This is a genomic window from Mycobacterium sp. NPDC048908 (genome assembly GCF_043197955.1).
Classification (GTDB): domain Bacteria; phylum Actinomycetota; class Actinomycetes; order Mycobacteriales; family Mycobacteriaceae; genus Mycobacterium.
The window spans coordinates 25000-36828 of sequence record NZ_JBICUE010000020.1; the positions used below are offsets into that span (position 1 = coordinate 25000).

The 11829-nt window shown below is 66.0% G+C and carries 12 protein-coding genes and 1 pseudogene; 3 read left to right on the top strand and 10 right to left on the bottom strand.

The features are described 5' to 3' along the window. Positions 1–3: 3 nt before the first annotated feature. The 3 genes from ACGFK1_RS29880 to fadD5 form a co-directional block, all read right to left on the bottom strand. A complete protein-coding gene (locus ACGFK1_RS29880) occupies positions 4–873 on the bottom strand; it encodes an MlaE family ABC transporter permease (RefSeq protein ID WP_393438359.1) in 870 nt (289 codons plus the stop codon). A 1-nt stretch (position 874) separates the two neighbouring features. Further along, a complete protein-coding gene (locus ACGFK1_RS29885; RefSeq protein ID WP_393438362.1) occupies positions 875–1672 on the bottom strand; it encodes an MlaE family ABC transporter permease in 798 nt (265 codons plus the stop codon). A gap of 212 nt (positions 1673–1884) precedes the next feature. Beyond that, a complete protein-coding gene (gene fadD5, locus ACGFK1_RS29890; protein ID WP_393438535.1) occupies positions 1885–3519 on the bottom strand; it encodes a fatty-acid--CoA ligase FadD5 in 1635 nt (544 codons plus the stop codon). Positions 3520–3638: 119 nt separating this feature from the next. Here fadD5 and ACGFK1_RS29895 point away from each other — a divergent pair, with 119 nt between their 5' ends. Beyond that, entirely contained in the window at positions 3639–4331 is a 693-nt protein-coding gene (locus ACGFK1_RS29895; protein WP_393438365.1) for a GntR family transcriptional regulator, read from the top strand. Between the two features lie 23 nt (positions 4332–4354). Here ACGFK1_RS29895 and ACGFK1_RS29900 read toward each other — a convergent pair whose 3' ends face one another. Together ACGFK1_RS29900 and ACGFK1_RS29905 are read right to left on the bottom strand one after the other, a co-directional pair. Further along, positions 4355–4798 carry an SRPBCC family protein gene (locus ACGFK1_RS29900; RefSeq protein ID WP_393438368.1) on the bottom strand — a complete coding sequence of 148 codons (444 nt, stop codon included), beginning with the start codon at positions 4796–4798 and terminating at the stop codon, positions 4355–4357. Then, positions 4773–5231, bottom strand: a complete 459-nt coding sequence (locus ACGFK1_RS29905) for an acyl-CoA thioesterase (RefSeq protein WP_393438371.1) — start codon at positions 5229–5231, stop codon at positions 4773–4775. Before ACGFK1_RS29905 ends, ACGFK1_RS29900 begins: the two co-directional genes overlap by 26 nt. 61 nt (positions 5232–5292) lie before the next feature. Between ACGFK1_RS29905 and ACGFK1_RS29910 the strand changes: the two genes are divergently transcribed. Then, entirely contained in the window at positions 5293–6399 is a 1107-nt protein-coding gene (locus tag ACGFK1_RS29910) for an alcohol dehydrogenase catalytic domain-containing protein (protein ID WP_393438374.1), read from the top strand. On the opposite strand, the gene ACGFK1_RS29915 is transcribed toward ACGFK1_RS29910, so the two are convergent. From ACGFK1_RS29915 to ACGFK1_RS29925, 3 genes are all read right to left on the bottom strand, one after another. Continuing rightward, positions 6386–7240, bottom strand: a complete 855-nt coding sequence (locus tag ACGFK1_RS29915; RefSeq protein WP_393438377.1) for a mechanosensitive ion channel family protein — start codon at positions 7238–7240, stop codon at positions 6386–6388. The two genes, ACGFK1_RS29910 and ACGFK1_RS29915, sit on opposite strands and share 14 nt — an antisense overlap. A gap of 66 nt (positions 7241–7306) precedes the next feature. Further along, complete coding sequence (locus tag ACGFK1_RS29920) at positions 7307–9073, bottom strand: acyl-CoA dehydrogenase (protein WP_393438380.1); 1767 nt, start codon at positions 9071–9073, stop codon at positions 7307–7309. 16 nt (positions 9074–9089) lie between these two features. After that, positions 9090–9758, bottom strand: a complete 669-nt coding sequence (locus ACGFK1_RS29925) for a TetR/AcrR family transcriptional regulator (RefSeq protein WP_393438383.1) — start codon at positions 9756–9758, stop codon at positions 9090–9092. Positions 9759–9898: 140 nt separating this feature from the next. Here ACGFK1_RS29925 and ACGFK1_RS29930 point away from each other — a divergent pair. Then, positions 9899–10009, top strand: a pseudogene (locus tag ACGFK1_RS29930) (CAP domain-containing protein); the annotation flags it as partial. Between the two features lie 3 nt (positions 10010–10012). Here the strand turns inward: ACGFK1_RS29930 and ACGFK1_RS29935 are convergent. Together ACGFK1_RS29935 and ACGFK1_RS29940 are read right to left on the bottom strand one after the other, a co-directional pair. After that, complete coding sequence (locus ACGFK1_RS29935; protein ID WP_393438385.1) at positions 10013–10792, bottom strand: ABC transporter ATP-binding protein; 780 nt, start codon at positions 10790–10792, stop codon at positions 10013–10015. Next, the gene (locus ACGFK1_RS29940) at positions 10776–11777 is read right to left on the bottom strand and encodes an ABC transporter substrate-binding protein (RefSeq protein ID WP_393438387.1); all 1002 of its coding nucleotides are present in this window, start codon (positions 11775–11777) and stop codon (positions 10776–10778) included. The genes ACGFK1_RS29935 and ACGFK1_RS29940 overlap by 17 nt, the downstream gene beginning before the upstream one ends. Positions 11778–11829: the final 52 nt, after the last annotated feature.

Below are 11829 nucleotides of genomic sequence, written 5' to 3' on the forward strand. Positions count from 1 at the left end.
GGGCTACACCGTCAAGTTGAAGTTGGGGTCGACGCCGTAGAGCGCCAACGCGACGAACAGAACCACCAAAGCCACCGCCACCAAAGACGCCCGCATGGCCCTCCCGACCGCCTCGCCGACGCCCACGGGACCACCGCTGGCGTAGTAGCCGTAATAGCAATGGTTGAGCATGACGATCACCGAGATGATGATCGCGTCCATGAATGACCAGAACACGTCCTCGGGCCGCAGGAACGTCTGGAAGTAATGCTGGTACGTACCGGTCGACTGACCGTAGAACAAGGTCGTGGTGATCTGGCCTGACAAAAACGACAGAATCATCGCCATCGCGTAGAGCGGGATGATCACCACGAAGCCGGCCATGATCCGGGTGGAGACCAAGTAGGAGATCGACTTGATGCCCATCACCTCGAGCGCATCGATCTCCTCGCTGATCCGCATGGCGCCCAGTTCGGCCGTTGCGCCGGCGCCGACGACCGCAGCCAGCGCGACGCCCGACACCAGCGGCGCGGCGGATCTCACGTTGATCATCGCGGCGAAGAATCCGGTGAAAGCCTCGACACCGATATTGCCAAGTGACGCGAAGCCCTGGATCGCCACTAGCGACGAACCGGACAAGCTGACGAAGCCGACGATCGCCGCTGTACCGCCGATGACGGCCATTGCGCCGGTGCCCATGCCGATCTCGGCGATCAGCCGCAGTGTCTCCTTGCGGTAGTAACGCAGGGCGTGGCCGGTCGCGCCCATCGCGGTGACGATGAACCAGGCGACGTGCCCGATGCTGTCGAGCGCCCGCCCCGGACTACCGACAACTCTGTCGGCCGTTGCGGCGCTTCTGGGAAATCGGGAGCGCAGGACTTGGGCGGTGGACATGTCAGCGCCCCGTCCCGAATCGGACACCGATCGTGGTCAGCACCACGTTGACCGCGAACAGCGCGATGACGCACAACACCAGCGTTTCGTTGACCGCGGTGCCGACGCCCTTCGCACCGCCCGAAACGGTGAGTCCGCGATAACAGCCGACGAGACCGGCGATCAACCCGAAGACCGTGGCCTTCACCACTGAGATCAACACTTCGGGAAGGCCGGTGATCAGGGTCAGCGTCGACACGTAGGCGCCCGCCGAAACGTTCTGCAGGTACACGCCGAAGACGAAACCACCGACGAGACCGATGGTGATGACCGCGCCATTGAGCAGTAGCGCAACGAAAGTGGAGGCCACCACCCGGGGCACCACCAAGCGGTGGATCGGGTCGATGCCAAGTACCTCGAGTGCGTCGATTTCCTCACGGATGGTCCGGGCACCGAGGTCGGCGCAGATGGCCGTCGATCCGGCGCCCGCCACCACCAGCACGGTCACCAGCGGACCCAACTGGGTGACCGCGCCGATGGCCGCACCCGCACCGGAGACGTCGGCGGCGCCGAACTCGGCGAGCAGGATGTTCAACAGGAAGATCAGGAGGACCGTCAGTGGCGCCGAGACGGCGAGGGTCGGCAGGAACGACACGCGGAACAGGAACCAGGACTGAATGATGAACTCGCGCCACTGGAACGGCGGCTTGAACAACGCCTTGCCGGTGAGAACACACATCCTGACGAAGCCGCCGACGGCTGTCAGCGCGGGCCGGGTTTGATCGCGGACGTAATCGACGACGCCCGTCGACCCCGTCACCGGCGAGCTCCCACGGCGAAAGCGCGACTGTCGCGGCGCAGCGGCAGGACCTGTCGCACGCCTCCTCCTTGCCCCAACCCGGTGTCTGTGACAACCGCCTCCCTACTCGCGGGTAGTAAGACGGACCACAGGACTGTACCCGATGCTGTACCCACAGTGCACCGCATCGGCAGGATTGTGCGCGTAACCGTTAGCAAACCAACCCCGCTCCGTTAAATCTCTTGTGCCGCAGCAGAAACCGTTGGCGGAGTGGAACTTTCGCCGGCGTCAATCGGATTCGAGGCGCCGAAGCGTGCCCGCAGTTCCGTTTTCAGGACTTTGCCAGCCGGGTTGCGTGGCAACGCGTCGACGATTTCGAGGGCCTTTGGATGCTTGTAGCGCGCCAGCCGTTCGTCGAGGAATCCGTCGAGATCAGCGAGGTCGAGATCGGTGTTGACCGCCGCCACCGCCACGGGCACCTCACCCCACTTCTCATCGGGGCGTCCGATCACCGCCACCTCGACGATGCCAGGGTGGGCTGCCAGGGCATTCTCGACCTCGGCGCAGTAGATGTTCTCCCCGCCGGAGATGATCATGTCCTTCTTGCGGTCGACGACCCAGACGTAGCCCTCCTCGTCCTGGCGGACCAGGTCGCCGGAATGGAACCAACCACCCGCGAACGCCTCCGCGGTGGCGTTCGGGTTGTTCCAGTACCCGGCCATCAACGTCGGCGCGCGATAGACGATCTCACCGACCTGGCCGACTTCGACGTCGTTCATGTTCTCGTCGACGACACGCGCGGCGACGGTGGGGATCACCTTGCCGACCGAGCCGAGTTTGCGAATTGCGTCCTGCGCCAACAACATACACGTCACCGGCGACATCTCGGTCTGTCCGAACGCCGCATAGATTTGGGTGCCGGGGAAGGTCTCTGCCATCTCGCGCAGAAGTGTGTCAGACGCCGGCGCGGCCCCCCACGACAGCACCCGCAACGCCAACTTGCGGGGGTTGGCGCGCTGTTCGGCGACCACCGCCTGCCATTGCGCGGGCACCAGGAACATCGTGGTGACCTGTTCGGCCTGCAGCACGTCGAGCAGTTGAGCCGGGTCGAACGCGCCCAGCGGATAGATGACGGTCGGCAACCCGAGCTGCAGCGGGGTGATCGTGTTCCCGATCCCTGCGATGTGGAACAGCGGAACCCCGATGAAACCGACGTCGTTGTTGACGTCGGCGGCGATGGTGAACAGGTTGGTCATCGCCTGACCCGAGATGTTCGTGTGGGTCAACACCGCGCCTTTGGGGCGTCCGGTGGTGCCCGAGGTGTACATGATCAGCGCGGGCGAGTCGTTCGGGATGTCAACCGGTTCGGGGGCCTCGCCCGGCTCGGTGATCAGGTCGTCGTACCCGAGGATCTGATCATCGGTGCCCGCCCCCGCGACAATCACCGTCTGCAGCGTCGGATCGAGGCCGCGCACCGCAGTGGCGACATTGGCCAGCACGGCCTCGGTGATCACCACCTTGGCCTCGCAGTCGCCGACCAGAAACGCGATTTCCGGTGGGGTCATCCGGAAGTTGACCGGGACGGCGATGGCGCCGAGCTTGTTGGTCGCGAGGAACGACTCCACGAACTCGGTGCGATTGAGCATCAGGATCAGCACCCGATCTCCGAAGCCGACGCCGCGTCGGCTCAGCGCGCCCGCCAATGCGGTGACCCGCCGATCGAGCTCACCCCATGTCGTCGTACGCCCCAAAAACCGCAGCGCGGTGGCCTCCGGCTGCATGAGCGCATGACGTGCCAGCTGATTGGTCCAGTTCTGCCTGCGCGCCAGATACGGCTGCTCGGTGAGCGACGGTTCGGTCAACGGGATGGTGCTCCATCGGTTGGGTTGCGCGAGGTTGATATTTGATCAAACATGGTGTTGCCCCGGTCACACTATGACCTCGGCGGCTCGGGGACAACCCCACGCCAGACAGACCGGAGACAGCCATGAACGCACCGGCCAGAACCCGCTCCCAGCGGCGCCGGGCGGTTCGGCGCGAGCAACTCTCCGACGAGGTCGCGGCCCGTTTGCGCACCGACATCATGACCGGCACGCTGCGGCCGGGAACGTACATCCGGCTCGATGAGACCGCCGCCGCGCTGGGGGTGAGCATCACCCCGGTGCGTGAGGCGCTGCGCACTCTGCGCGGCGAGGGCATGGTCCAGCTCGAACCCCATCGCGGACACGTGGTGGTACCGCTGTCCCGCGCAGACATCCAGGACGTGTTCTGGCTGCAGGCCACCATCGCCAAGGAGTTGGCAGCGACGGCGGTCAATCGGATCGCCGACGAGGAGATCGACGAACTCGAACGCCTCAACGAGGCCTTGGCCGCGGCCGTCGAACACAGCGATCCAGAAGAGGTCGTCGCCGCTGAGTTCGCGTTCCACCGGGCGTTCAACCGCGCGACGGGCCGGATCAAGTTGGCCTGGTTCCTGCTGCATGTGGCGCGGTACCTGCCGGGGCAGATCTATGCCAGCGACGCGGCGTGGGGTGCGGCCGCGGTATCGGGCCACCGAGAGCTGCTCGCGGCATTGCGGCGCCGCGACGTGGACACGGTGGTCCGACTGACCGGCGGGGAGTTCGACGACGCCGCACGACGGTTGGTAGCCCGGCTCGACGAGATCGGGTTGTGGAGCTAACCGCCGACGAGGTGTTATGTCAACTAGGCGCCCGCCGACAGCTGCTCTGCCCGCTTCTTCAAGTTTTCTGCCAGATAGTCGAGGGTCTCGCCGATCGCCTTCTTCACCATCGGCTTGGGAATCGGCAGCGTCGTCTCGACGTCGAGGTCGACGGTCAACAGTGCCGTCGCGCCCATCGGCACCACCGAGAACCGCTGCTCCTGCTTGGTGAAGAACTCGCCCTGCTGCAGCACGGTGTAGATCTGGTTTTCGGCGGGGTAGTACACCGCGGTGATGAACGTGCCCGACTGGCCCTGCACGACGACGTCGAGGCGCAGCTGGCTGGGTCGGCCGTCGTCGTACCGGGCCAACACCCAGCAGCCCTTGATCTCCTCGTTCCACAGTGGATACGCCTCGAAGTCGGCGACGATCGCCATGATCGATTCGGCAGGCGCTGCAACCTCAACTGTCTTGCTTACGAGCGGCATCCGGCGAGCATATCGACTCCAGCAGCGACCTGATCGAGCCCGGGATCGGCACCGGCCGCCTGCTTTCCCGGTCGACGTACACGTGCACCCAATGCCCCACCGCGGCCAGCGGTCGATCATGCTCGAAGAGCGCAAGTCGGTAGGTGACGCTGGAGTTGCCCAGCCGGGCGACGGCCAACCCGACGATCAGCGGATCGGGGAACTTCAGTTCCGAGAAATACCTGCAGCCCGACTCTGCGACCACGCCGAGCCACGGCACGGTCAGCGGGTTGATCCCACACGTGGTGTTGAGCCAGCCGTTGATCGCGGTGTCGAACAGTTCGTAATAGACCGCGTTGTTCAAGTGGCCGAACATGTCGTTGTCGGTCCACCGGGTCAGCACCGGCCAGTGCACGGGAAAATCCTCGGCGCTCAGCGATTGCTCGCTTGTCATGGCAGCAGTGTGGCAGCAGCTGGATTGCCGGCTCCGCCGGCGTCCAGGCAGGCTGGTGCTCATGAGGATCCGCGGTGCCGTGCTCGAAGAGATTGGTAGGCCTCGACCGTTCACCGGGTCGCGGCCGCTATCGGTCGCTGAACTGGACCTCGCGGCGCCGGGTGACACCGAACTGCTGGTCCGCATCGAAGCCGCCGGCCTCTGCCACTCCGACCTGTCGGTCGTCGACGGCAACCGGGTGCGGCCGGTGCCGATGCTGCTCGGACACGAAGCGGCGGGCATCGTCGAGCAGGCCGGGTCCGCCGTCACCGACATCGCCGTCGGGCAGCGCGTGGTGATGACGTTCCTGCCGCGGTGTGGCCAGTGCTCGGCCTGCGCCACCAACGGGCTGACCCCGTGCGAACCGGGCAGCGCCGCCAACGCCGCGGGCACGCTGATGGGGGGTGCCCGACGGCTCTCGCGTGACGGCGAGCCCATTCACCATCATCTCGGGGTGTCCGGCTTCGCGACGCACGCCGTCGTGGACCGGCGGTCGGTGGTCGCGGTGCCCGACGACGTGCCGCCGTCTGTCGCGTCGCTGCTCGGCTGCGCGGTCCTGACCGGCGGCGGCGCCGTCATCAACGCGGCACGGCCGCGCCCCGGCCAGGCCGTGATCGTCGTCGGACTCGGCGGCGTCGGCATGGCGGCGGTGATCACCGCACTCGCCCACGACGACGTCTCGGTGATCGGCGTCGACCAACTAACCGACAAGCTGGAGCTGGCCAGGGCCATGGGCGCGCACGAGGCCTACTCCCCCGACGAGGCGCGGGACCGCGGCATCAAGGCTGCCGCCGTCATCGAGGCCGCGGGTCATCCACTCGCGCTGCAGACCGCGATCGACCTCACCGCGCCCGGCGGCCGGACCGTCACAGTCGGTCTGCCGCCGCCGGACGCACGAATCACCGTGTCGCCGTTGGGTTTCGTCGCCGAGGGCCGATCGTTGATCGGCAGCTACCTCGGTTCGGCGGTGCCGTCGCACGACATCCCGCATTTCGTCGGGCTGTGGCGGGCGGGCCGGCTGCCAGTCGAGAAGCTCGTCTCGGCCACCATCACGCTCGACGAGATCAACGCGGGCATGGACCAGCTCGCCGACGGGCACGCGGTGCGCCAGCTGATCAGTTTTGACTAGTCACCGCGCCCGACGTCGCGATCCCGTTGCGGCGGAAGGACGACACGATCAGGGCCCGTAGCTGGCGGCCCACCTCGAACTGCTTACCTGGCAGTGTGCGCGCCACCATCCGCAGGTTCACCGTGTCGACCTCGATGCTCTCCACCCCCATCAACGACGGCTCGTCGAGCAGCAGATCCGGCAGCCCGTGTCTCTGCATGGCGGCTTTCGCGACGTCACCGAGGATGTCGTTGACCTTGTTCAGGTCTGCCGATGTCGACACCGGAACGTCGACCACCGCGCGGGCCCAGTCCTTCGACATGTTCAGTGACTTCACGATCTGACCGTTCGGCACGGTATACATCTCGCCGTCGCTGGTGCGCAGTTTGGTCACGCGCAGCGTCACGTCCTCCACGGTGCCGACCGCGGTGCCGCCTCCCGTGACGCTGAGCTCGACGAGGTCGCCGAAACCGTACTGCTTCTCGGTGATCAGGAAGAAGCCGCTGAGCAGATCCTGCACAATGCGCTGGGCCCCGAAACCGAGTGCGGCACCCAGCACCGCCGCGGGCGCGACGAGGGAACCCAGCGGCAGGCCAAGCTGATTGGCGATATCGACTGCGACCACCACGTACAGCAGAGCGATCGCCACCGACGAGATCACCGACGCGACGGCCTGACCGTGTTTGACGGTTTCCGACCGCACCGTCGCGTCGCGTTCATCGCCCTTGGTCAGTCGTGTGCTGATTCGCCCGGCGATCCATCGAATGACGCGCGTGACGATGATCGCGAACAGCACGACCAGAACAATGTGCAGGCCCTTGGTCAGGAGCCAATGGCTGATGTCTTGAAGTGTCGTAGGCATACGGCCGGACGGCTTCCCGCTCGCCGGGGGGCTTCAAACACGGTGACGTCGTGCAGCTCAAGGGCATCAGAACCAGGCGTCGCGCATCTCCAGCGTGGTCCGGTCCAGGCTTTCCAACAGATCCAGCTGCGACGCGGTCTTGGGCAGCTCGTAGCGGAAGAAGTACCGTGCGGCCTGCCGCTTGCCCTCGTAGAAGTCGCCGGTGCGACCGTTGGCGGCAAGCAGCTGCTCCAGCCACATCCACGCGACCACGATGTGTCCGAACGCCTCGAGGTAGACCACACTGTTCGCCAGCGCGGCGTCGAGCTCGCCCGAGCCGAACATGCCTGTGGTGACGCCGATCAGCCGTTGCCATGACGCATCGAGCTGTGCGCCCAGCTCGGCGGCCTCGCCGCCCGCGGCCGCTGCCGCGACGATCGTGGCCGCGACGGCGTCGCCGAGTGCGGCCAAGCTGGCGCCGTCGCGCTGGGTTACCTTGCGGCCCAACAAGTCCAAGCTCTGAATGCCGTGTGTGCCCTCGTGGATGGGGTTGAGTCGGTTGTCGCGGTAGTGCTGTTCGACGTCGTATTCGCGGGTGTAGCCGTATCCGCCGTGCACCTGGATGGCGAGGCTGTTGGCCTCGAGGCACCATTGCGACGGCCAACTCTTGCCGACCGGCGTGAGGATGTCGAGCAGCAGGCCGAGCGCGTCACGCTCATCGTCGGACGCGGCGCTGTGCGCCAGGTCGACGAGTTTGGCGCAGTACAGCAGCAGCGCCATCCCGCCCTCGACATAAGCCTTCTGCGCCAACAGCATTCGCTTGACGTCGGGGTGTTCGATGATGGGCACCTGCGGCGTTGACGGGTCCTTGGCCAGCACCGGGCGGCCCTGCGGCCGTTCCCGCGCGTACTGCAGCGACTTGAGATAGCCGGTGTAGCCCAGCGACACCGCGCCCATCCCCACGCCGAGCCGGGCCTCGTTCATCATCGTGAACATGTAGGCCAGCCCGCGGTGTGGCTCGCCAACCAGATAACCGACGGCGCCCTCGAAACTCAGCACGGTGTTGGTGATGCCGCGTTGACCCATCTTGTGGTTGAGCCCGGCAAGGACGACGCCGTTGCGCTCGCCGATCGAGCCGTCCGCGTTGACCAGATACTTCGGCACGATGAACAACGAGATGCCCTTGGTTCCCGGCGGCCCGCCGGGGATCTTCGCGAGCACCAGGTTGACGATGTTCTCGGTCAGCTCGTGTTCGGCCCCGGAGATCCACATCTTCGATCCGAACAGTCGGTACGTGCCGTCGTCTTGCGGTTCGGCGCGGGTGAGGATGTCGGCCAGCGACGATCCGGCCTGGGTTTCCGACAGCGCCATCGTCCCTGAGAACCGGCCGGCCAGCATCGGTTTGAGGAACGCCTCGATCTGCTCGTCCGTGCCGAACGTGGCCAGCAGGTTGGCATTCGCCATGGTGAGCATGAGGTAGCCCGTCGTGCTGACGTTGGCTGCCGAGAACCACGCGAAGCCGGCCTCCGCGACGGTCGCGGGCAGTTGCGCGCCGCCGAGGCTGGCGTCCATCGACATGCCCAACAGGTCCGCGCCCGCGAACGCGTCCCAGGCTTGTTTGACCTCGTCGATGACGGTCACGGTCTTGCCGTCGAAATGCGGTTCGTTCGCGTCGCTCTTCTTGTTGTGCGGGGCGAAGTAGCGAGTGGCCAACTGCTCGCAGAGGTCGAGGACGCCGTCGAACGTCTCGCGGGAGTGCTCGGCGAACCGCTCACGCTTCGTCAGTTCGTCGATGCGCAGCCATTCATAGAGCAGGAAGTCGAGATCGCGACGGGACAGCAGGGTGGATTTCACGCCTCCATCTTGCGCTCTACGTCGAGCGCGCCGTGCTCTCTGCGTCAATACCCAGCGGGGAGTCGACCCGGGTGGTCTCGTCGCGGATCAAACCGCGCAGCAGTGCGGTGCTGAACTCCTCGGCGATCTCCTGTGCGGTTCGCCTGCCCTGGGGCCGCAGCCACCGGTAGGAGCCCAGCGTCATCCCGATATACCCCAGCGCCAACACATGCGAATCGCACTCGTAGAACTCGCCGCTGGCGATGCCGCGGTCGATCACGTCGCGCACGTGCTCGTAGACCTGGGTCTCCTTCTCCCGGATGTAGGCCACCTGTTCCTCGGTGAACCACTCGCTGATGTAAGGGCCTTCCTGGAAGTACACCGCCGCGCGCTCGATATTGCTCGCGATGCCGACGAGCAGGCGTCGGGTGAAGTGGTAGATGGTTTCGCGTGCGGAGGCGGTCGGATCGTCGTGCAGTGCGTCGACGGTGAAGTCCGCGGCACCTTTGTAGATGTCGTAGAGGATCAGCGACTTGCTGGCGTAGTAGTGGTACACCGTCGCCTTGTTCAGCCCCACCGCGTCGGCCACATCGTCCATCCGCGTGCCGTGATACCCCCGCGCGGCGAACAGCTTGGTCGCGACGGTCAACAGCTCCTCGCGACGGGTCATCCCGTTGGCGGTGGCGGGTACATCGGAGGGGGACATGGCGACTCACTATATGCAGGTTCGGACGTCGTCCGGGACGTCAATCAACTGGTTGGCCAGTTTAGGTCTTCGCACTGTCGCGGTCGTGCCCGCGGGGCTAGACTTCAGCGAGAACCAGCCGCTACGCGAGAGGTGATGACGTGGATCCGAATCCGGACTATGACGCGAGCGACGAGGTCGAGTACGGCGCGAACTGGTTCGCCTGGATTCTGCGCGGCGTGTACCCGCCACCTGCCTACCCGCCGGTCTAAACCCTAAGCAGCGGCAGCCTTCACCGCGCGCCCCACTTCGGCGCGCAAATCGGTGTATTCGGCCGAGCGACGCAATTCGTCGGGGTCGACGCCTGTCCGCGGCAGCTCGACCGGAAGGTCCAATGCCACCTGTCCCGGTCTTCTGGTCAGCACCACGATCCGCGAACCGAGGAACGCGGCCTCATCGGCGCTGTGGGTGACGAACACCGTCGTACGGCCCGACTCCGCGCTGACTTGGCGCACGTCCTCCTGCAGTCGCTCGCGGGTGAGTGCGTCGAGCGCAGCGAACGGCTCGTCGAGCAGGAACAGCGGGGTCTCGGCGGCCAGCGCTCGCGCGATCGCGACACGCTGCTGCTGCCCGCCGCTGATCTCCCAGATCCTGCGGTCCGCCGTGCCCTCCAGCCCCACCCTGGCAAGGAGATGATCGCGGCGTTCGGCGCGCCGCTCCCGCGGCACGTTCGCGTATTTGAGCGCCAGGTCGACGTTTCCGCCGACCGTGCGCCATGGGAACAGCCGCGGCTGCTGGAACACCACGCCCGCCGTCACACCGGGTGTCGGCTTCGCACCCGATACCGCCACCGTGCCCTCGGTTGGTGATTCGAAGCCGGCGAGCAGTCGCAGCAGCGTGCTCTTGCCGCAACCGGACGCGCCGACCAGAACCAGAAACGATCCCGGTTCGACGGTCAGGTCGACGGGTCCCAGCGCGATGACTTCACCGCGGCCACGGCCGTAACGGTGTTTGACCGAGTCAATGCGAATCGCACCGTCACTGCGTGATGGCACTGGGCAGCCCCTTGGTGTAGACCGCGTCCTGGAACGTCTGCAACGGCGCCGCCGCGGGAATCTGCTTCTGGTCGGCCAGGAACTGCGACGCGCTCTGCAGGTTGACCGCGATGTTGCCCGGCTTGTTCTCCGCGCCAAGCCATTCCGGCGATGCGACCTGCTCCGGCGTCAGGTAGACGCCCTGCTTGAGCTGGCCGGCCACATCGTCGGGACTCAGCCCGATCTCAGCGGCGATGGCCTTGGCGGCGGAGGCGGGGTCGTCGTGAATCAGCTTGAGCGCCCGGGCTTCCTGCTGCCGCCAGGTGTCGACGACGTCAGGGTGTGCGTTCGCGAAGTCGTCGGACACCGCACCGAGGTCCAGAGTCGGCTTGCCGTCCTTGGCGAGCTGTCGGCTGGTGATCAGGTCCTTGCCGGTCTTGCGCAGCTGATCGAGGGTGGGCAGCCACGAGTAGGCGGCGTCGATGTCACCGCGGCCCCATGCCGCGAGGATCGCCTGCGGCTGCAGGTCGACCAACTGAACATCGTTGGCGGACAACCCGTTCTGGTTCAATGCGGCCAGCAGGCTGTAGTGCGCGGTCGACGCGAAGGGGGTGCCGATGCGCTTGCCCTTGAGGTCGGCGATCGTGCTTACTCCGCCGCCGTTGCGCGCCACCAGCGCCTCGTTGTCGCCAGCGACGTCGAGCACGAAGGCGACCTTGTACGGGATGTTCAACGGCGCCGAAAGCCCACGCGCGACGGGGCTCGACCCGAGCGCGCCGAAGTCGAGTTCCTTGGCGATGAAAGCGGTGTTGACGTCGGCGCCGGAGTCGAACTTCGTCCACTTGATGTGGTAGTCGGGCAGCGCCTGTTCGAGCCACTTGTTGTTCTTCACGATCAGGTCGCCGGACGGAAAGCTCTGGTAGCCAATGCGAATGGTCGGCTTGTCGGCTTGATCCGCTGAATGGTCGACTGAGCAGCCTGCCATCGCCAACGCAGCGGCGAGCATCGCAACTACGGCGCGTCTGAATGTCGCCGCCGTAGCGGCTCCGGCGTGTCTG